The organism is Noviherbaspirillum aerium (genome assembly GCF_008929045.1).
Classification (GTDB): Bacteria; Pseudomonadota; Gammaproteobacteria; order Burkholderiales; family Burkholderiaceae_D; genus Noviherbaspirillum; species Noviherbaspirillum aerium.
In genome coordinates, this window is sequence record NZ_VFAH01000009.1 from 157455 (window position 1) to 178309 (window position 20855).

14 protein-coding genes are annotated in these 20855 nt (G+C 60.1%); 11 read left to right on the forward strand and 3 right to left on the reverse strand.

What is annotated here, in order from left to right:
• The first annotated feature begins 35 nt into the window (after positions 1-35).
• From infB to FH061_RS15130, 5 genes are all read left to right on the forward strand, one after another.
• Positions 36-2897 carry a translation initiation factor IF-2 gene (infB, locus tag FH061_RS15110; RefSeq protein WP_151636650.1) on the forward strand — a complete coding sequence of 954 codons (2862 nt, stop codon included), beginning with the start codon at positions 36-38 and terminating at the stop codon, positions 2895-2897.
• A gap of 346 nt (positions 2898-3243) precedes the next feature.
• A complete protein-coding gene (rbfA, locus tag FH061_RS15115) occupies positions 3244-3633 on the forward strand; it encodes a 30S ribosome-binding factor RbfA (protein ID WP_151636651.1) in 390 nt (129 codons plus the stop codon).
• Positions 3634-3690: 57 nt separating this feature from the next.
• Positions 3691-4629, forward strand: coding sequence for a tRNA pseudouridine(55) synthase TruB (truB, locus tag FH061_RS15120; protein ID WP_151636652.1), 939 nt, complete (start codon positions 3691-3693; stop codon positions 4627-4629).
• A 141-nt stretch (positions 4630-4770) separates the two neighbouring features.
• Complete coding sequence (gene typA / locus FH061_RS15125) at positions 4771-6606, forward strand: translational GTPase TypA (protein WP_151636653.1); 1836 nt, start codon at positions 4771-4773, stop codon at positions 6604-6606.
• A gap of 323 nt (positions 6607-6929) precedes the next feature.
• Positions 6930-7880, forward strand: a complete 951-nt coding sequence (locus FH061_RS15130; protein WP_151636654.1) for a DMT family transporter — start codon at positions 6930-6932, stop codon at positions 7878-7880.
• Positions 7881-7907: 27 nt separating this feature from the next.
• Here FH061_RS15130 and FH061_RS15135 read toward each other — a convergent pair whose 3' ends face one another.
• A complete protein-coding gene (locus FH061_RS15135) occupies positions 7908-9260 on the reverse strand; it encodes an aspartate aminotransferase family protein (protein WP_151636655.1) in 1353 nt (450 codons plus the stop codon).
• Positions 9261-10193: 933 nt separating this feature from the next.
• Here FH061_RS15135 and FH061_RS15140 point away from each other — a divergent pair.
• From FH061_RS15140 to FH061_RS15150, 3 genes are all read left to right on the forward strand, one after another.
• Complete coding sequence (locus FH061_RS15140; RefSeq protein ID WP_192805076.1) at positions 10194-10958, forward strand: hypothetical protein; 765 nt, start codon at positions 10194-10196, stop codon at positions 10956-10958.
• Positions 10959-11138: 180 nt separating this feature from the next.
• Positions 11139-12185 carry a tRNA dihydrouridine(20/20a) synthase DusA gene (dusA, locus tag FH061_RS15145; protein WP_151636657.1) on the forward strand — a complete coding sequence of 349 codons (1047 nt, stop codon included), beginning with the start codon at positions 11139-11141 and terminating at the stop codon, positions 12183-12185.
• Between the two features lie 159 nt (positions 12186-12344).
• On the forward strand, positions 12345-13205 hold the full coding sequence (locus FH061_RS15150; RefSeq protein ID WP_151636658.1) for an SDR family oxidoreductase: 861 nt from the start codon (positions 12345-12347) through the stop codon (positions 13203-13205).
• Positions 13206-13283: 78 nt separating this feature from the next.
• Here FH061_RS15150 and FH061_RS15155 read toward each other — a convergent pair whose 3' ends face one another.
• The gene (locus tag FH061_RS15155) at positions 13284-14306 is read right to left on the reverse strand and encodes a sigma-54 interaction domain-containing protein (RefSeq protein WP_151636659.1); all 1023 of its coding nucleotides are present in this window, start codon (positions 14304-14306) and stop codon (positions 13284-13286) included.
• Between the two features lie 90 nt (positions 14307-14396).
• Here FH061_RS15155 and FH061_RS15160 point away from each other — a divergent pair, with 90 nt between their 5' ends.
• The 3 genes from FH061_RS15160 (at position 14397) to FH061_RS15170 (ending at position 17177) form a co-directional block, all read left to right on the forward strand.
• A complete protein-coding gene (locus FH061_RS15160) occupies positions 14397-14966 on the forward strand; it encodes a hypothetical protein (RefSeq protein WP_151636660.1) in 570 nt (189 codons plus the stop codon).
• A gap of 29 nt (positions 14967-14995) precedes the next feature.
• Positions 14996-15208, forward strand: a complete 213-nt coding sequence (locus FH061_RS15165) for a hypothetical protein (protein ID WP_151636661.1) — start codon at positions 14996-14998, stop codon at positions 15206-15208.
• A 565-nt stretch (positions 15209-15773) separates the two neighbouring features.
• Positions 15774-17177, forward strand: a complete 1404-nt coding sequence (locus tag FH061_RS15170) for a sigma-54-dependent transcriptional regulator (RefSeq protein WP_151636662.1) — start codon at positions 15774-15776, stop codon at positions 17175-17177.
• Between the two features lie 241 nt (positions 17178-17418).
• Here the strand turns inward: FH061_RS15170 and FH061_RS15175 are convergent, their stop codons facing one another.
• Positions 17419-20247, reverse strand: coding sequence for a hybrid sensor histidine kinase/response regulator (locus tag FH061_RS15175; RefSeq protein ID WP_151636663.1), 2829 nt, complete (start codon positions 20245-20247; stop codon positions 17419-17421).
• Between the last annotated feature and the right edge of the window lie 608 nt (positions 20248-20855).

The following is a 20855-nucleotide window of genomic DNA, read 5'->3' on the forward strand; positions in this document are numbered from 1 at the left end:
TATTATCTGTCGTGCTACATAGAAAAGAGGACTGAATGGCGAGTAACAACGTAGCCCAATTTGCCACCGAACTGAAGATGCCCGCAGACTTGCTGTTGACGCAACTGCGTGCCGCGGGTGTCGAAAAGAGTTCGGCGTCCGATACCTTGTCCAAAGAAGACAAGGATAAGCTGTTGAATCATCTGCGCCGCTCCCATGGCGCCGCTCCGGAAGGCGAGAAGAAGAAAATCACGCTGACCCGCAAGGAAACGACGGAAATCCGGCAGGCAGATTCGACTGGCAAGTCGCGCACGATCCAAGTCGAGGTGCGCAAGAAGCGCACTTTCATCAAGCGTGACGAGCCCACGGCCGAAGAAGCCGCCCCAATCGAGTCTGCGGCACCGGTCGTCGATGCGGCGGAAGTCGCGCGTCGCGCGGAAGAAGAGCAGCGCCAGGCCGAGCTGATCGCTCGCCAGGAAGCGGAACTTCGCGAAAAGCAGGAACGTCTTGCTCGCTTGGAAGCGGAAAAAGAGGCTCAAGCCAAGGCGCAACGCGAGGCAGAAGAAGCGAAACGTGCCGAGGAAGCACGCGCTGCTGCTGAACGTGAGGCGCAACAGGCGGCGAAGGCAGACACGACTGCGGCTGAGAAGGCAGACACGACTGCGGCTGAAGAACGCAAGCGCGCAACCGACGACGAGGCCAAGAAGAAGGCGGCTGAACAGGAAGCCAAGGCTGCTGCGGAACGGGCAGCGGCGACAGAACGCGCGCGCAAGGCGGTAGCGGACGAAGTGGCCCAGATCAAGGCCATGATGAGCCAGCCCCGGCGGGTCATCAAGGCGCCGGAACCGGCACCTGCTCCCGCGCCTGCGGCCAAGGCCGCCGAAGGCACCTTGCACAAGCCTGCGGAAAAGAAGCCTGCCGATAAAAAAGACGACAAGAAACCCGCCGTCGGTACTCCCGACAAGAAATCCATCAAGTCGGCCAATGTGTCGTCGACATGGCAGGATGATGCCGCCAAGAAGCGCGGTATCAAGACACGGGGCGGTGCGGCCACTCCGTCCTCGGGCGGCCGCGATGGATGGCGGGGCGGTCCGAAAGGACGCCGCTCGCATCATGGCGATGATCGTCATGAATCCAATTTCCAAGTGCCGACCGAGGCCGTCGTCAGGGATGTGCACGTGCCCGAAACGATTACCGTCGCAGAACTGGCGCACAAGATGGCAGTCAAGGCTTCCGAAGTCATCAAGCACATGATGAAGCTCGGACAGATGGTAACCATCAACCAGGTGCTCGACCAGGAAACTGCAATGATCCTGGTGGAGGAAATGGGGCACAAGGCGTTCGCTGCCAAACTGGACGATCCCGAAGCATTGCTCGAGCAGGTTGGCGAGCATAACGATGCCGAGTCATTGCCGCGCGCACCGGTTGTTACCGTCATGGGTCACGTCGACCACGGCAAGACTTCCTTGCTGGATTCGATTCGCCGTGCCAAGGTGGCGGCAGGTGAAGCGGGCGGCATTACCCAGCATATCGGCGCTTACCATGTCGAAACACCGCGGGGCATCATTACCTTCCTCGATACACCGGGTCACGAAGCATTTACCGCGATGCGTGCACGCGGCGCCAAGGCGACCGATATCGTCATCCTGGTGGTTGCCGCCGATGACGGCGTGATGCCGCAAACGAAGGAGGCGATCGCTCATGCCAAGGCGGCAGGCGTACCCATCGTTGTTGCGATCAACAAGATCGACAAGCAGGGTGCCAATACCGAGCGCGTCACGCAGGAACTGATTGCAGAGCAGGTGGTGCCCGAGGCTTACGGCGGCGATGCGCCATTCATCTCCGTATCGGCAAAGACTGGCCAGGGTATCGACGATCTGCTGGAAAACGTGCTGCTGCAGGCGGAAGTGCTGGAACTCAAGGCACCGGTCGATGCGCATGCCAAGGGACTCGTCATCGAGGCCAAGCTCGACAAGGGCCGCGGTCCGGTGGCAACGGTCCTCGTGCAGTCGGGAACGCTCAAGCGCGGCGACGTCGTGCTGGCGGGTTCGTCGTACGGCCGGGTGCGTGCAATGCTTGATGAAAACGGCAAGAACGTCGCGGACGCAGGTCCGTCGATTCCTGTCGAGATTCAAGGCTTGACCGAGGTGCCGGCTGCCGGCGAGGAAGTCATGGTCATGGCTGACGAGCGGAAGGCGCGTGAAATTGCACTCTTCCGCCAAGGCAAGTTCCGTGACGTCAAGCTGGCCAAGCAGCAAGCGGCGAAACTCGAAAACATGTTCGAGCAGATGGCCGAAGGCGAGGTGAAGAACCTGCCTCTGATCATCAAGGCCGATGTCCAGGGTTCGCAGGAAGCCATCGTGCACGCGATGCAGAAGCTGTCGACCAACGAAGTGCGTGTACAGATCGTTCATGCGGCGGTTGGCGGCATCAGCGAGTCGGATGTCAACCTCGCCGTCGCGTCGAAAGCCGTCATCATCGGCTTCAACACGCGTGCCGATACCTCGGCGCGGAAGCTGGCAGAGACGAGCGGCATCGACATCCGTTACTACAACATCATTTACGATGCGGTAGACGAGATCAAGGCGGCGATGTCGGGCATGCTCTCGCCGGAGAAGCGCGAGCAGTCGCTTGGCTTGGTCGAGATCCGTCAGGTCTTCCATGTCAGCAAGGTCGGCTCGATTGCGGGCTGCTATGTGCTGGACGGCCTGGTCAAGCGCGGTTCTTCCGTACGACTGCTGCGCAACAATGTGGTTGTCTGGACAGGCGAACTCGATTCGCTCAAGCGTTTCAAGGACGATGTAAAAGAGGTGAAGGCAGGCTTCGAATGCGGCTTGTCGCTGAAAAACTTCAACGACATCCAGGAAGGCGATCAGCTGGAAGTGTTCGAGGTGCAGGAAGTGGCGCGAACTCTGTAAAGCACAAGCCGCAGGTTGGTCGATACGTAAAACCGCGACAAGCCCGGATCCAACATGCGCCGCCGTATGAAGAGTACGGCGGCGCATGATCTTTGTAGCTAGAGTGAAATACCGATCCGGTATTTGGGTGCACTGACAGGCATCTGATGAGGAGATTGCGATTCGCTCGGCACTGATTACCATGTAGCCATGCGGGTCCGATCCCGACACGCCAGCGTGAATCATCACCAATCGAAACCATCGCGCTTCAGCCATCTCGAAGCGATGCCGCTACCGTCGTTGCCGCTGCAGGATGCAGACACTCCAGGCAACTACAACAATAGCCAAGAAGCAAGGAAGTCATAGCATGGCCAAACATAGCAAATCCATACCAGGCCGCGGTATCCGCGTGGCAGACCAGATCCAGCGCGATCTGGCCGAAATCATTGCCTATGAGCTGAAAGATCCGCGCGTCGGCATGATTACCATTACCGAGGTGCAGGTAACACCCGACTATGCGCATGCCAAGGTATTTTTCACCACATTGGTCGACAACGAAGAATCGGTCCAAAACACCCTGTCGGGCTTGCGCAAGGCGGCGGGATTCATTCGCGGCCAGCTCGGCCGCAGATTGACCATCCATACCACCCCGGAAGTGCATTTCGTCCATGACCGCTCGACTGCGCGCGGCATGGAGTTGTCGAAATTGATCGATCAGGCGAACGCATCGCGCGCCGCGGATTCCGATCCCGAATAAGTGCCGCCGTTGTTGTCAACCCCGGCGGAGAACCGCCAAAGAACGAACTCATTCCCTATGGCGCAAGACCGCCCAAAGAAAATTCGCGTGCCGGTAGACGGCGTACTGCTGCTGGACAAGGTTGCCGGCATGTCCAGCAACGATGCCCTGGTGAAGGCGAAGTGGCTCCTCAGCGCGAAAAAGGCCGGCCATACCGGCACGCTCGATCCATTTGCCACCGGGCTGCTGCCCCTGTGCTTCGGCGAGGCGACGAAGTTTTCCCAGGATCTGCTGGAAGCCGACAAGACCTACGAAACCCTGGTGCAGCTCGGGGTGGCGACCGATACGGGCGATACCGAGGGCAAGGTGATCGCGACGCATGATGTCGATGTGACTCCCCAGCAAATTGAAAATGCGCTGGCCGGATTTCGCGGTCCCATCGAACAGATCCCGCCGATGCATTCCGCTCTCAAGCGCGACGGCAAACCTCTGTACGAATACGCACGCGCCGGCATCACGCTGGAGCGTGCCGCCCGCAGCGTAATCATTCACCGGCTTGAATTGCTCGATTACCAGGCGCCTTTCCTGAAGCTGCGTGTCACCTGCAGCAAGGGCACCTATATTCGCGTGCTTGGAGAAGATATCGGCAAGGCGTTGGGATGCGGAGCCCATCTTCGGGAATTGCGCCGTACCGGCGTGGGCGCCTTGACGCTTGACGGCGCCATCACGCTGGAACAGTTGCAGGACACTGCGGAAACCGCCAGAACAGCCATGCTGGCACCGGTCGATGCCTTGCTGTCCACATTCCCTGAAGTGCAATTGCCGGCAACGCTGGCCGCTCGCTTTCTGCACGGCCAAAGACTTCCCCTCGGCAAGGAAGAGCTCTTGGTGCCTGATATCCCCGGCAGGGTACGTGTCTATCAAAAGGACAACGGTCATTTGCTGGGAACGGCGCAGCTCCTGCCTTACAGCATCCTCGCGCCGGAAAGGTTGATCGCATCCCCGCCGCCACCCTGAAAAAAGCGCGAATCTTTTTCGTTCGCACCTGTCCATACAGCTCCTGATGCGATGCAAGCCATTGAAAAACAAGTATTTTTGAAAGTTAATGCGTCGCAGCATGCTATAATTTTTGGTTCTTCGAGTCCGCACTAAACCACCATGTCAAACACAAAACGCGCACTGCGCAACATCGCCATCATCGCTCACGTCGACCACGGCAAAACCACCCTGGTCGACCAGCTGCTCCGCCAGTCGGGGACCTTCCGCGAAAATCAGCAAGTCGATAACCGCGTGATGGATTCCAACGATCTCGAAAAAGAGCGCGGCATTACCATTCTGGCCAAGAACTGCGCGGTCGAATACGAGGGTACTCATATCAACATCGTCGATACCCCCGGCCACGCCGACTTCGGCGGTGAAGTCGAGCGCGTGCTGTCGATGGTCGATTCCGTGCTGCTGCTGGTGGATGCGGTCGAAGGCCCGATGCCGCAGACGCGTTTCGTAACGCGCAAGGCGCTCGCGCTGGGCCTCAAGCCCATCGTGGTGGTGAACAAGATCGACCGGCCGGGCGCACGTCCCGAGTGGGTCATCAATGCGACATTCGAACTTTTCGACAAGCTGGGCGCGACCGAAGAACAGCTGGATTTCCCGGTGGTGTACGCCTCCGCGCTGAATGGCTATGCCAGCCTCGACCCGCAGGTCCGCGAAGGCACGATGAAGCCGCTGTTCGACTCCGTGCTGGAAAACGTTCCGGTGCGCGACGACGATCCGGACGGTCCGCTGCAGCTGCAGATCTCCTCGCTCGATTATTCCTCCTACGTCGGCAAGATCGGCATCGGCCGCATCAAGCGCGGCCGCGTGAGGGCGCTGCAGGACGTGATCGTGATGAACGGCCCCGATTCCACGCCGACGAAGGCGCGCATCAACCAGGTGCTCAAGTTCAAGGGTCTGGAGCGCGTGCTGGTCGATGAAGCTCAGGCCGGCGACATCGTCCTGATCAACGGCATCGAAGAACTCGGCATCGGCACCACCGTCTGCTCGCCCGACACTCCTGACGCGCTGCCGATGCTCAAGGTCGATGAGCCCACGCTGACCATGAACTTCCTGGTCAACAACTCGCCGCTGGCAGGCCGCGAAGGCAAGTTCGTCACCAGCCGCCAGATCCGCGACCGTCTCGACCGCGAACTCAAGGCCAACGTTGCGCTGCGCGTCACCGACACCGGCGACGACACCACTTTCGAAGTCTCGGGCCGCGGTGAACTGCACCTGACCATTCTGCTGGAAAACATGCGCCGCGAAGGCTACGAGCTGGCCGTTTCCCGTCCGCGCGTGGTGTTCAAGGATATCGACGGCGTCAAGTGCGAACCGTACGAACTGCTGACCGTCGACGTCGAGGATTCCCATCAGGGCGGCGTCATGGAAGAACTTGGCCGCCGTCGCGGCGACTTGCAGAACATGGAGCCGGACGGCAAGGGTCGTGTACGCCTCGAGTACCGCATCCCGGCGCGCGGCCTGATCGGTTTCCAGTCCGAATTCATGACGCTGACACGCGGCACCGGCCTGATGAGCCATATCTTCGACGACTATGCGCCTGTCGATGTCAACAAGCCGGAACTGGCCGGTCGCCGCAACGGCGTGCTGATCTCGCAGGATGACGGCGCGGCGGTTGCCTATGCGCTGTGGAAACTGCAGGACCGCGGCCGCATGTTCGTCAGCCACAACGATCCGGTCTATGAAGGCATGATCATCGGCATCCATTCGCGTGACAACGATCTCATCGTCAATCCGATCAAGGGCAAGCAGCTGACCAACGTGCGCGCGTCCGGCACTGACGAAGCGGTGCGCCTGGTGCCGCCGATCCAGCTGACGCTCGAATATGCGGTGGAATTCATCGAAGATGATGAACTCGTCGAGATCACGCCGAAGAGCATCCGTCTGCGCAAGCGCTTCCTGAAGGAACACGAGCGCAAGAAGGCATCGCGCGAAGCTGCATGATGAAGTAATTGTCCTCGCATCGCGGCCGGAAAGTGCCGTGATGCGGCGACAAGCAAAAGCGCAATCCGCTGCATGCTTTGATACTTGAGCTGATGCGATATGCCCGGCCCCCGACAGGGAAGCCGGGCTGATTTTTTTCAACTCCTTATCCTGGAGCGGATTGCAGGTGAATGGCCGGTTGACTCGGCCTGTCTTGGGCGCACGGCAGCGTTGTTCGTCACTTGTGTGGCCCGCCACACGGTGCTCCTCTCGCCTTGCCCTGCATCCCAAGGCAGACCGATTCTTTCAGGCTCCTACCTGCAATCCGCTCTAGTCAACTGTTTATGCCGCTTTTGACGAACCATCAACGAGCCCTGCTGCTCATGATCATTGCGCCGACGATGTGGAGCATCGCCGGCGTCATCACGCGCCATCTCGATGCCGCGCGCGGATTCGAAGTCACTCTCTGGCGCAGCATATTTTCCGCCCTGGCCGTGGCCCTGGTGCTCGGCATGCAGCAGGGACCGCGCAAGGCGGTTGCCACCATCCGCGCCGCCGGCATGATGGGCGTCCTGAGCGGCATGATGTGGTGCACCATGTTCACTGCGTTCATGATCGCCCTGACGCGGACCACGGTCGCCAATACGCTGATCGTCATGAGCATTGCGCCGCTGCTTACCGCCTTCCTTGCCTGGCTGGTGCTCAAGCAGCGGATTCCGGGCAGGACCTGGCTGGCGATCTTCGCTGCCGTCGCCGGCATCCTGTGGATGTTCGTCAATGGCATGAGCGACGTGAACGGCGATCACCTGGTCGGCATGCTGATCGCCGGTGCGGTGCCGATTGCCTCCGCAGTCAATCTCATCATTCTCAAGCGCAGCGGACAGGGCGTGGACCTGATGCCGGCGGTCCTGCTTGGCAGCGTGTTTTCAGCGCTGCTGATGCTGCCGTTCGCCTGGCCGCTGCAGGCATCGATGCACGACATCGGCTTGCTGGCGGTGCTTGGATTCTTCCAGCTCGGCTTTCCTTGCCTGCTGCTGGTCAGTGCGGCCAAAAGCCTGTCCGCACCCGAAGTGGCGCTGCTTTCCCTGCTGGAAGTGCTGCTCGGGCCGTTGTGGGCCTGGCTCGGCGCAGGCGAAGTGCCCGCGCGCGAAACGCTGTACGGAGGCAGCATCGTCATGGCGGCCCTGGTGCTCAACGAGCTTGCGGCATTGCGCTCGCTTGGACGCAAGCCGCAGTTACGCGCGGTAGAAGCGGAAAAAACAAAAGCCGGGTCGATCATCGACCCGGCCGCATGATTTTCTTTCAGCGCAGACGCCGCCGGCTCAGGCGGCAACCGTATCCGTCTGCGGCACTGCCTGCTGCGTTCTGAGCACATCGGCGATGGCGCCGAACAGCTGATCGACCTGCTGCTGGTCGATGATGAGCGGCGGCGACAGCGCAATGATGTCGCCGGTGGTGCGGATCAGCACATTCTTCTCCCAGAAGCATTTCTGGAACACATCGAACGCACGTGCCGTCGGCTTGCCGGGGACGCCTTCGAGTTCGATGCCGCATACCAGTCCCAGATTGCGCACATCCTTCACATAAGGCAGGCCCTTCAGGCTGTGCGCCGCCTGTTCGAAGTAGGGCGCCATGGCTGCGGCGCGATCGAACAGGCCTTCTTCCTTGTAGACCTCGATGGCGGCAACGCAGGCCGCCGCGGCCAGCGGATGACCGCTGTAGGTGTAGCCGTGGAAAAATTCAATGGTGTTTTCCGGTGCCGCATCCATGAAGGCATCATGGATGTCCTGGCGCACGATGACCGCGCCCATCGGCACGGCGGCATTCGTCAATCCCTTGGCGCAGGTGATCATGTCAGGTACCACGCCGAAGAAATCGGCGGCAAACGCGGTGCCGAGGCGGCCGAAACCGGTGATGACCTCGTCGAAAATCAGCAGGATGCCGTATTTGTCGCAGATCGCGCGCAGTTTCTGCAGGTAGCCCTTGGGCGGCAGGATCACGCCGGTCGAACCCTGGACCGGCTCGACGATGACGGCGGCGATGGTCGCCGGATCATGCAGGGCCAGCATGCGCTGCTCGAGTTCATCGGCCATTTCCGCGCCATGCTCGGGCAGGCCGCGCGAAAACGCATTCCTGGCGATGTCGAGCGGATGGCGCAGGTGGTCGATGCCGGGCAGCGTCGGACCGAAGTGCTTGCGGTTGCCGGCAATGCCGCCGACCGCAATGCCGCCGAAGCCAACGCCGTGATAGCCGCGTTCACGCCCGATCAGGCGCGTGCGCAGTCCGTCGCCGCGCATCCGGTGATAGGCCAGTGCGATTTTCAATGCCGTATCGACCGACTCGGAACCGTCATTGCAGAAGAACACCCGGTTCAATCCTTCCGGCGCGATGGAGGCCAGCGCGGTGGCGGCTTCGAATACTTTCGGATGCCCCATCTGGAAGGTCGGCGCGAAATCCATGGTGGCCGCCTGCTGCTGAATCGCCGCGGTAATTTTCGGATGGCAATGACCGGCGTTCACGCACCACAGGCCGGCCGTGCCGTCGAGAATCTTGCGCCCATCGTCGCTGGTGTAATGCATGCCCGACGCTCCGGACAGGAGGCGGGGCTTGCTCTTGAATTGCCGGTTGGCGGTGAAGGGCATCCAGAAATGCGAGGTATCCAGGGGTTGAGCCATAGCGTTGTCTCCTTTTTAAATAGATGTTCGGAATGCGGTTGCATCGTGCCTGCCATGACTGCGGGCGCCGCGCGCCTCGGTAAGGCTATGACTGCGGCACCGCGACGATGTGCGGCAAGTCATTATGAGCCGGCTCATGGAAAAGGCAAGTAATGGAACCGTTTGCCACGGCATGACACCCACCCTGTCATGGACGAACATTTTCTTGGAAATAACTATATCGGAGAAACCATGGCCTCATTTTTCAGAATCCCGGCCCCTGTTAAAGGGGTGTTCGAAACATTGACATGTTCAGGTGGTCGACCAACTGACGTGCCGGACCGACCCCGCGCGGCACCGGATTCCGGCGCAACGGCAGGTGAGCGCCGGCAGGCGGAACAGCCGATGCCGCGGCACGCTGGGCTGGGAGGGGCAGTGCGTGCCCGAGTGAACAGGTTGGCGGCGTCGCTAAGGGGGCACGATCCGGCAACGGCTGATGATGGGCAGCCTGCCGGAAACACGGCTCAACCAAGACAGGTGAGAAAACTAAGGAAGCCGCCGCCTTGGGTTACGGGAACGATGTCCACGCAAGCGCCGGCGGCCACTCATCCTGTCACAGTCGGGGCACCGGAAGGGCTTGAGTCTTCCGCGCAAGTCCCTCCCTTGACAGCGAAAGATGGGGCGCCACATTATCAAAAGGCCAGGGACACCGTCGCGACGGTTGCGCCTGCGACACCTGCTGCACCTCAAAGGCCACCAAGAAATCCTGCCCGGCTAAACAGTGCGGGGAAACGCCTTGACCCTCTACTAAAGAGCAGTGCTGGCGGCTCAGGTTCGATGTCTGAGCCCCGCAGCAACCTCACACCTATCATCAATGGTAGGCAAGCTTCCTCAGCGTTCCCGCCGGAAATCGAAGTCATAACCACGGCACAGTCGATTGACAGAGAGACATTGATGAGAATGCTGGGTTCGGCATTGCAAGGACTTGATGGAATCATCAATGCAAAAGGGACAATTGTAGGACACCTGAATGGCACGGATCATTCGAGCAGCGTTCAGGTACTTGAAACAATGGCTTCAGCAACGACGGCAACGGGACCAACGACAGCAGCACGCGGCTATTCTCCATTGAGATCCATGACAACCGCATTGAGAGCATTGCGCAACCTGACTTCGGGAGCATTGAAGTTCAATGAGGCGCTTCCGTCCGAACTGGATCGCTTGTCCCGTGAGGCTGCTGGAATACTTGATATCCAACTGCCGGCCGAGTCCGCTGATTCGCAAGCGAGTCCAGCCACCTTTCAGGATCTGGGCGATCCAACACGCTATCGTAAAGACCAAACCCATCGCCCGATTTCCGTATCGGTGCTCGCCGCGAATTCGAGAACAATCATTCAGCAATTGGATAGGCTAGTCGAGATGCGTGCCGAACTTGACAGGGAAATTCAGAGAATGGGCCTGGGTCCATCAAGTGTACCGCCAGTAACAACGAGGGATGCTGATGCCGCGCTCGCGAGAACTGCGCCAGTTGAACAGAGCAGTGGATCACCGCAGGCCGCAGCGGACATAACAGCGTTAGACACCGGAAGCTCTACCGTGGAAATTGACTCGGTCTTCCAGGTCTGGCTTGATGCGGATCGCGATCTGAACGCACAGGAACCAGACCCGAACGGGCCCGCACTACAAGCCGGCGATGGAGACGCCGTGCGGTCCCGGTGATGCCATATAAGAACCTTAAGGCCCGACATTGCGGCTCGCGGCCAAGGCCTTCATGCGGTAAAGCACTGCAATAATGCTAGACTTACGCCGCAAGCCGTAACGCATCCTGCGGCCTTGTTTTTGCGGCAAGCTGGCAGGCAGCTTGCCGCACGCGCATCCGCTATTCACTTTCAATCCCGCATGACGCAAAAGAATACCCCCAAGCGCACCATCTCCGTGGCCCCGATGATGGACTGGACCGACCGCCACTGCCGCATGTTCCACCGGCAGATCACCCGCCATACCTGGCTCTACACCGAGATGGTGACTACCGGCGCCTTGCTGTACGGCGATGTGCCGCGCCATCTCGACTTCAACCAGGAAGAGCATCCGGTCGCGCTGCAGCTCGGCGGCAGCGAGCCGGACGATCTCGCCAGGAGCGCCAAGCTCGGCGAGCAATGGGGCTATGATGAAGTCAACCTCAATTGCGGCTGTCCTTCCGAGCGCGTGCAGAAGGGCGCCTTCGGCGCCTGCCTGATGGGCGAGCCGGCACTGGTGGCCGACTGCGTCAAGGCCATGCGCGATGCGGTTTCCATCGATGTCACGGTCAAGCACCGCATCGGCATCGATGACGTCGAGTCCTATGACTTCGTGCGCGATTTCGTCGGCACCATTGCCGATGCCGGCTGCAATACCTTCATCGTGCATGCCCGCAATGCGATCCTGAAGGGGCTGAGCCCGAAGGAGAACCGCGAGATTCCTCCGCTCAAGTACGAAATGGCGTACCGGCTCAAGAAAGATTTCCCGGGCCTTGAAATTCTTATCAACGGCGGCATCAAGACCGTTGATGAAATCGACCTGCACCTGCAGCACGTGGATGGCGTGATGCTTGGCCGCGAGGCGTATCACAATCCTTATCTGATGGCATCCTTCGATGCCCGCTATTACCAAGACGATGCGCCGCCAAAAACGCGTGCCGATGTCCTGCAGGCCATGATGCCCTATATTGCCGACCAGCTCGCCCGGCACGGCAAGGGTGCGGGTGGTGCCAGCGCCACCGCCAGTGCCGGTGGCGGCCTGCGCCTCAACAGCATCACTCGTCACATGCTCGGCCTGATGACCGGCCTGCCGGGCGCGCGCGTCTTTCGCCAGACCCTGTCGGATTCGAAACGGCTGGCCGAGGGCAATCCTGCCTTGCTGCTGGATGCGCTGGCCCGCATGCAACCCGCCCGGGCGCTCGCAGCCTGACTCGTCTCTACATCCGTTCTTCGTGCCGTGCCATTCCACCAGTCAAATGGCACGGAATCTGCACGTCCGTTCCGTTCATCGGTATCGACCCTCATGCATCATGGGTCGGCACCTGCCATTGGAATTGCTACCAAGTAAAACGGAACGGAAAGGACGAAAATGTCACAGGATCAAGCTTCATTCCCGCCGCAGCACCAGGATCACCAGCCAGGCTCGGAAGCCGCAATGACACCGCGTCCGCAAGCGGAGATGAAAAATTACAAGGGCAGCGGCAAACTGAAGGGCAAGGTCGCGCTGATCACCGGCGGCGACAGCGGCATCGGCCGCGCAGCGGCAATCGGTTTCGCCAAGGAAGGCGCGAATGTCGTGGTCGCTTATCTCGATGAGCACCAGGATGCGCAGGAAACCCAGCGACTGATCGAAGCCGAAGGGCGCGAATGCGTCACCATCGCAGGCGATATCGGCCAGTCGGACTTCTGCAAGAAGATGGTCGACACCGCGATGACGTCGTTCGGTCGACTCGATATCGTCGTCAACAATGCCGCGCAGCAGTTCCCGCAGCAAAGCATTGAAAACATCAGCGACGAGCAGCTGCTGAAAACCTTCCGTACCAACATCTTTTCCATGTTCTACACCGTGCGCGCGGCGCTGCCGCATCTCAAGCCGGGGGCGCGCATCATCAACACCACCTCCGTTACCGCTTACCGCGGCAGTTCGCATCTGCTGGATTATTCATCGACGAAAGGCGCGATCGTTGCCTTTACGCGCTCATTGTCGCAGCAGCTGCTGGAGAAGGGCATCATGGTCAACGCGGTCGCGCCCGGTCCGATCTGGACGCCGCTGATACCCGCAAGCTTCGATGCGAAGCAGGTGGAGTCTTTTGGCCAGCAGGCGCCGCTGGGCAGGGCGGGGCAGCCGGATGAAGTCGCGCCGTCCTACATCTTCCTGGCATCGGACGATTCGTCGTACATGACGGGGCAGGTGCTGCATCCCAACGGCGGCGAGATCGTCAACGCCTGACGATCTCGCGACGCTCGCGCCTGCGGGCTCATGCCAGTTCTCAGGCGCGCGGGCATTGCCTCGGGCAAGGCAAGGAATTCAATATTCCTTGAGCCGGTTGTACAGCGTCTTGAGGCTGATGCCGAGCGCCTCCGCCGTGAGGCGCTTGTTGCCGCTGTAATGCTTGAGCGTGGCAAGGATGATTTCCTTTTGCGCGTCTGCCAGCGGCGTGCCGACAAAGAAATTGAGGTAGCCCTCATGCACGGTGGGCTTCTTGGTGGAAAGATCGGAGATGCAGTCCTCGATGTTGAGCGTGTCGGTGCCGATGATGTAGGCCCGATGCACGACATTCTTCAGCTCGCGCACATTGCCCGGCCATGAGTAGGAGCGGATGACGTCGAGCGAACTGCGCGAAAAGATTTTCTGCGCCTTGCTTTTCTCGTTCAGTTCATTGAGGAAATGATGGGCCAGCGCTTCGATGTCGCTTCCGCGTTCGCGCAACGGAGGAATGCGAATCGGAAAGACGGCGAGACGATACATCAGGTCTTCACGAAGATTACCCTGCTTGACGGCGGTATCGAGATCGCGATTCGTCGCGGCGACCAGACGCACGTCAACCTTCACTTCCTCGTCGCCCCCGACACGAAGAAACTTGCCGCATTCCAGCACCCGCAGCAGCTTGACCTGCATGTCCACCGGCATCTCGGTGATTTCATCCAGGAACAGGGTGCCGCCGGAAGCATGCTCGAAGTAACCGATATGCTGCTTGACCGCGCCGGTGAAGCTGCCTTTTTCATGGCCGAACAGGGCGGCCTCGATCAGATGGGCCGGAATGGCGCCGCAATTGACCGCGACGAAGGGCTGCTCGACACGCCGGCTCGCATGATGGATGGCATTCGCGATCACTTCCTTTCCGGTACCGCTTTCGCCCACCAGCAATACGGTGGCATCCGTGGCCGCAACCCTCTCGACCTGCTGATAGAGCCGCTCCATTACGGAAGACGTGCCGTGCATGATGCCGAAATGCATGAGGGATTTTTCAAGGGCCATTTGTGTTTCCGTGTCGTCCCCGGGCTGTGGACGGTCGCTGCGTTCCAGCGTGAGCAAAGTATTGGACGTCATGATTCTTACACCAAAGCGTGGACAGATACTTGCGCTAATTCAGTTCCATTGCGCAAAGTGAATGGATGCATATTGCCGGGCGGATACCCTGTGGCGAGACACCGGCGCGAGGAAGCTAAAGATACACCATCATGCGGCGAGCGTCTTTCTACTCTAATGCATTGCGGTGCGGATCGAGCACACAAATTTTTCTATCGACCCCATGCCTTCGCCGAAGCGGCGAACGGATTTCCGCACCGCGAAAAATACATTGCCATGCCCTGCAACCGCTGTAAGCCTTACGCCGCCGCAGTAAGTTTTACGAGCGCGTTGTTAGAGCGCTTTCGTCCTGACCAGGCTGACGATCCTGGAAGGTTTGCCAGCGGCACTGCGGTAAGTCTCCTTGCCATGGCCCCGGGGCGCCGAGCCCGCCATGTCGCGCCACCACGCCTTGTTCCGCAGACGGATCTTCTCGAACTGGACCAGGCTGGTCAGGGCAAAAATGCTTTAGTTAACACGGCGGCATCCTTCCGCCTGCCTTCGAGCCCTGACGAACTATTGCCGGCGAAACACCGCACTTTTGCAGTGCACTGGCATGGAAGCTGCGTGCGGCGGCGAGTGCCGCAATGGCAAAACCTTAACGAACTTATCGTGAAAGGCATGGTCAAGAACGAGACATAACAACGTTAATTTTTTTGAAAGGAACGAGCATGAATTCACTCAAGACCACATCGAAGATTCTGTTGGTTGTTGCTGCGCTGAGCATGACTGCAGTGGGTTGCGATCGCCGTGCCGGAGATACCTCGGGCGGCAGCGGCGCATCGGGAACCAGCTCCAGCGGCGCAGGTTCCATGGGTTCGTCCGGATCGGGCGGCGCAGGCGGAGCAGGCGGCGGCACAGGTTCCGGCACAGGCTCGAAGTAAGCCATCCGCATTACAGCCGGTTTTCCGCATGCGCAGACTGGTCTTGTGCCACCTGCGCATGCGGCATGCTTGTTTCTGAAGCCGGCCTGTCGACAGGCATATCAATTCCCTTCCACTGTATTGAGTGTCCTCATGTGCCATGGGTTGCCGCATGCATCGTGATGTTCGCGCTGCGCGTGCCTCAGCTCTGCATGGGACGAGGCAATTTTTCGATACATCTTTGCAGCAGACATTTCCTGCGCGACTCATATCATCGCCATGCAATCACGACTTCGCGCGCAAACCACCGGTTCACTGCTTTCGGTCAAGAATAAAACACATGCGTACTTGGACAATATCCCTCAGAAGCGTATGCTGAAGATTCAGTAGCACCGGCCGATTCCGGCCATCGTCAACCTTTCAACCGATTTCCATCAAGAATTCAACAGGTTCGCAACGGCCTTATGCCGGGCGGCGGCATGCGGACCATGACAGACATCAGCCTAATGCACTTCGCGCAATGGCTGATGCCCATTGCTGCATGGGCGCGTGCCCGTCGGTGCAACCGTTAGAGAAAATTTGACATATGCCACATGTACTCATCGTCGATGACGACCTGAACACCCGTGAAGCACTGGCGGCAATCACGACCGCCGAGGGATTCACAACTGCAACCGCAGGAAGCATTCGGGATGCGCAAAGCCAGATCATGCTGCAGCGACCGGATGTGGTATTGATCGATCTTAAGCTGCCGGACGGCAACGGCATGGACCTGTTCAACGACATCGAGGCGCGCGCGACGACCGAGATCGTTCTCATCACTGGCCATGCAAGCGTGGAAACCGCGGTGGAAGCCTTGCGTCTCGGCGCTGCCGATTACCTTACCAAGCCCATCAACTTCAAGCGCCTCAAGGCGCTGCTGTCGCGCATTCCACGCACCGTGGATCTGAAGGAAGAAATCGGCGTGCTGCGCAGCGAACTGCGCCGGCTCGGCCACTTCGGCCAGATGCTGGGCGCGGCTCCCGCGATGCAAAAGCTGTACAACCATATCGGCCGCGTGGCGCCGACCGAGGCGACCGTGCTGCTGCTCGGCGAGAGCGGCACCGGCAAGGAAATGGCGGCGCAAACCATTCATGAACTCAGCCTGAGGCAGAAGCATCCCTTCCTGCCGGTCAACTGCGGCGCAATCTCGCCGCAACTGATCGAGAGCGAAATCTTCGGCCATGAAAAGGGCAGCTTCACCGGCGCCGATCGCCAGCATAAAGGTTATTTCGAACGAGCCAACGGCGGCACGCTGTTCCTGGACGAGATCACCGAAATGCCGGTCGAACTGCAGGTGAAACTGCTGCGCGTGCTGGAGACCGGATCATTCATGCGCATCGGCAGCAACCAGGAAATCGATACCGACGTGCGCGTGATTGCGGCAAGCAACCGTGATCCCGAAGCTGCGGTCGCCGAAGGCAAGCTGCGCCTCGACCTCTACCACCGGCTCAACGTCTTCCCGCTGAAGATTCCGCCGCTTCGCGAACGCGGCAACGACATCGAATTGCTGGCACAGCATTTCCTCGATGAGCTCAATACCGCGCATGGCACCAGCAAGGTATTGTCGCCGGATGGCCTGGCGTGCCTGAGCAATTACCACTGGCCCGGCAACGTGCGTGAGCTGCGCAATTACATGCAGCGCGCGTTCATTCTTTCCGATCACGTCCTTGATGCTGCGGCATTGGCGCCGGTGATCACCACCCAGTCACCGGTGGGCCTGACGCTCGCGATCCCGGTAGGCACCTCGCTGGCCGATGTCGACCGCAAGCTGATCTATGCAACGCTGGAGCTGTGCGGCGGAGTGAAGAAGCGTGCGGCGGATATTCTCGGCATCAGCCTCAAGACCTTGTACAACAGGCTGGAGGAGTACGGGCCTTATGAAGGCAACGTGCAGAAGAAGGATGAGCCGTCGTCGATGCATGGCAGCAGCAGCGACTCGTATCACTGAGGAGGTGGTTCCCGGAGGCTGACCGTAAGTTGCCGGTTGCACCAGTCATGCTGCTTCCTTATTGCTCCTTCTCCTTCGGGAGGAGGGGGCGACGGGGATAGGTTTCACTTCCCGCCGCCATAAACGCATCCCCGTCCGGCTCCGCCTCGCCAGCTGCTTTTGAAAGGGGCGGTGGCCCCTTCATTCAATGAATTCAATTCAGTCCAATCCAAGGCTCCGCTCGCATCCAGCGAGGAGCCATTCAATCCCTTGACGCCAGCGTATCGATCACGATGATCAATTCCTCGGGTGCGACCGGCTTGGTCACATGCATCTGGAAGCCGGCGGTCAGGGCGCGGATGCGGTCTTCCCGCTGGGCGAACGCTGTCAGCGCCAGCGCCGGAATGCGCTGCAGGGGCTGGCGTCCGTCCGCCGCGGTCCACGCGCGTATCTTCCTGAGGACCGCGTAGCCATCTTCGCCGGGCATGGCAATATCGGAAATGAGAACGTCGGGATACTCATCGGCAGCGCGCGACGCCAGCCATTCCGCCGCCTGGCCGAACGTGGCCGCCGCGAAGACTTCCGCACCGGCGGCATTGAGCACCACCGTCAGCGATTCGCGCGCTTCCTCCTGGTCGTCGATCAGCAGCACGGTCTTGCCTTCCAGCGAGGGAAGGGTCAGCGTGCTCGCGCCCACATCATGCGGTCCCACCGTCAGATACGTCTCGTTGCGGGCCCGCACCGGGAAATACACCGAGAAGGTGGTGCCGGTGCCTTCGCCCTCGCTTTCCGCGGTGACGGTGCCGTCATGCAGTTCCACCAGGTTGCGCACCAGGAACAGGCCAAGCCCCAGGCCATTGTGGAAGCGCGTACTGGACGTGTCCTTCTGGCTGAAGCGGTTGAACAGGTGCGGCAGGAATTCCGGCGACACGCCGGCGCCGTTGTCGCGCACCGATACGCAGATCTGCTTGCCGACCTGGGTCGCGGTCAGCCACACCTGCCCGCCTTCCGGCGTGAACTTGATGGCGTTCGACAGGAGATTCCAGAAAATCTGCTGAATGCGGTCTTCATCGCCCTCGATCTGTTCGCTGGTGATGCGGTAGTTGCAGCTGAGCTCGATACGCTTGGCGGCCGCCATGCTTTCCACGCTTTCCACCGCCGAACGCAGGGCCGGCAGCAGCGCCAGCGGCTGCTTCACCAGCCTGAGCCTGCCGCTCATCATGCGCGTGACGTCCAGCAGGTCTTCGATCAGCCGCACCTGCTGGTTGATGCCGGTCTTGATGCCTTGCAGCGCCCGCTGTGCCAGCGGAATCTCGATGGCATCCTTCACATAATTTTCCAGCACATGGGCCCAGCTCTGGATGCCGTTCAGGGGCGCGCGCAGCTCATGCGACACGATGGCGAGAAATTCGTCGCGCGCCCGCGCCGCCGTCTCCGCCTGGATGCGGGCCGCGCGCTCCCGCGCAAGCAGTTCATCCCTTTCCTTTTCCATGCGGGCGCGTTCGGTCACGTCATAGGCGATGCAGATCACCGACTCGATGTGGCCCCAGCGGTCGATTTCCGGTATGACCCGTCCGGAGAAATAGCGGGTATGTGCCTCTTCGGTCTGCTGGAATTCCAGGCGCTGCTCCTGTCCGCTGTCGAACGCCTTGCGGGCCGCATCGTCCCAGCGCTGCACGATGTCCTCCGGCAGGCCAAGTTCGGTCTTGGTCTTGCCGATGTACGACTGGTGCGGCAGCTTGAACAATTTCTCGATCGAAGGATTGACGTACAGGTGGCGCATCTCGCGATCAATCCTGGAGATGATGTCGGGCGAGTTTTCCACCAGCGTCTTGAATTCGAGTTCGCGCCGATGCAGCTTTTCCTCGGTGTCGCGCAGGCGGGAAATGTCGCTGATGGCGGCGACCAGGCCGACGACATTGCCCCGGGCGTCGTATTCAGGGACATACATCAGCTGCATGTAATGTTCGCTGCCGTCGGCCATCGGCACGCTGAGTTCATGTTCCTGCGGTTCGCCGCGCAAGGTCGCGTCCATGTACTGGCGCAGCTTGGCAAAGGCTTCATCGCCGATGATGTCGGGCACGCGCTTGCCGATCACATCGGCGGGATCGAAGCCGAAGCGGTCCGCGTAGGTCTTGTTGACGAAGTGCAGGTAATAGTCGCGGTCGCACTGGGCAATGAAGACCGGCAGGGAATCGGTGATCAGGCGCAGCTGCTGTTCCCGTTCGCGCAAGGTCTGCTCGTTCCTGCTGCGTTCGGTGATGTCGGTAATCACCGCCGAAAAGCCGGCAACGCCGCCGTCGCTGCGCAGATCGGGCGTATAGATGGCCATCACATGGCGCTCGCCGTGGCGGGTCGCGAGGCCGATTTCGAAGCGCACCGTGTGGCCCGACAGGGCGAGCTCCACATAATCGCGCAGCTTGTCGTAGGAAGCGCCGAGAAGCTCCTGTACCGTGCATCCGACAATGTCTTCGCGCGCGCGCCCGAACCAATGCTGGTAGGCGAGATTGACGAAGCGGTAGCGCTGGTCGGGATCCACGTAGGAAATCAGCACCGGTGCGGTATCGGTGATCAGCTTCAGATACTGGTCTTGCTGGAAGAGCGCTGCGGACAGGCTCTGGTGCGCCCCGGCATCGCGTATGCACACCAGCATGGCCGTCGATTCCTCGTCGCCGCGCCCGCCGTCATGGCAGGGCATGACCGAAATTTCGGCATCCATGATCACGCCGTCGGCCAGCTGCAGCCGGCGCCGCAACGACGCGGCCTGCATCCGCTCAGGCACCGTCGGCAGACCGGCATTGTCCGCATCACGCAGCACTTCGCCGAGTGCACGGCCAACCAGCGCATCCCCCGCCGATACGGCGAAAAGGCCTTGCGCGGCGTTATTGCAGCCGGTGATCACGCCGTTGTGCGCAATGAAGACGCTTTCCACGCACCGGTCGACCATATCGCGGAAATGTCGCTGTGCATCCATGGCGTTCCGTCCTGTGCCGCCCGCTTGCTTGTCGAGCGGATCCTCGTTGCTGCTGGACGATGGCAAGAGCTCATTGCGTTGAATCGATAACACATGATTGCCCGACATATCCATCATCAAAACTGCTCCTTTATCCGCAAGTGCGGGCAGGGTCTTCCAATGGCTTTCATCGGAAACAGTTGCCCTTTCCTATCTTGCGGCTGCATTCGTATTGGTAAAGATGCTTCCGCCCTCATTCTAGAAAGCGAAGCAGCGCTTGCACTGGGTAAGCGCATGTCGAAGTCCCGGAACATTTGAGCGGCAACAAGGTCTGCTGCATCGTCGCTGCAAAGCGTCCGCCTGGGCGGAGTGGCGGCGAGACGCTCGACGAGAAGATCGGTGCCGGCGGGTGCAAAGGCCGTGCGCATTCCCTGCCTGTGCCTCGCTGCATGCCGATGCCTGCGCCGGTACCGCGCATGGGGCGCGCCATTGCTACCATTTCTACCATGGGCGCCATTGCTGCCATGGAGAATGAAAGGGAGACGGAAGTAAGCGTTACACTGTTTTGTCATTTTTTTACACGTCTTCGCCGGGTTTCTTCCACGCATCCGGTGATACGCCTCCTGGTCCCGCCCGGAAGGCGATGGACATGCCCGCAATGTTCCGGAGCGTAAGAGCATGAAACATGCCGACGCCTTTGCAATCTGTGGCCATTTGCGCAAGATCATCGCGTTGCTTGTCTCGAT

Coding starts and splice junctions, on each gene's coding strand:
- truB (WP_151636652.1), top strand. CDS start 3,691: ATGGCGCAAGACCGCCCAAAGAAAATTCGCGTGCCGGTAGACGGCGTA.
- FH061_RS15165 (WP_151636661.1), top strand. CDS start 14,996: ATGAATTCACTCAAGACCACATCGAAGATTCTGTTGGTTGTTGCTGCG.
- infB (WP_151636650.1), top strand. CDS start 36: ATGGCGAGTAACAACGTAGCCCAATTTGCCACCGAACTGAAGATGCCC.
- FH061_RS15135 (WP_151636655.1), bottom strand. CDS start 9,260: ATGGCTCAACCCCTGGATACCTCGCATTTCTGGATGCCCTTCACCGCC.
- FH061_RS15130 (WP_151636654.1), top strand. CDS start 6,930: ATGCCGCTTTTGACGAACCATCAACGAGCCCTGCTGCTCATGATCATT.
- rbfA (WP_151636651.1), top strand. CDS start 3,244: ATGGCCAAACATAGCAAATCCATACCAGGCCGCGGTATCCGCGTGGCA.
- typA (WP_151636653.1), top strand. CDS start 4,771: ATGTCAAACACAAAACGCGCACTGCGCAACATCGCCATCATCGCTCAC.
- FH061_RS15175 (WP_151636663.1), bottom strand. CDS start 20,247: ATGATGGATATGTCGGGCAATCATGTGTTATCGATTCAACGCAATGAG.
- FH061_RS15155 (WP_151636659.1), bottom strand. CDS start 14,306: ATGACGTCCAATACTTTGCTCACGCTGGAACGCAGCGACCGTCCACAG.
- dusA (WP_151636657.1), top strand. CDS start 11,139: ATGACGCAAAAGAATACCCCCAAGCGCACCATCTCCGTGGCCCCGATG.
- FH061_RS15170 (WP_151636662.1), top strand. CDS start 15,774: ATGCCACATGTACTCATCGTCGATGACGACCTGAACACCCGTGAAGCA.
- FH061_RS15140 (WP_192805076.1), top strand. CDS start 10,194: ATGAGAATGCTGGGTTCGGCATTGCAAGGACTTGATGGAATCATCAAT.
- FH061_RS15150 (WP_151636658.1), top strand. CDS start 12,345: ATGTCACAGGATCAAGCTTCATTCCCGCCGCAGCACCAGGATCACCAG.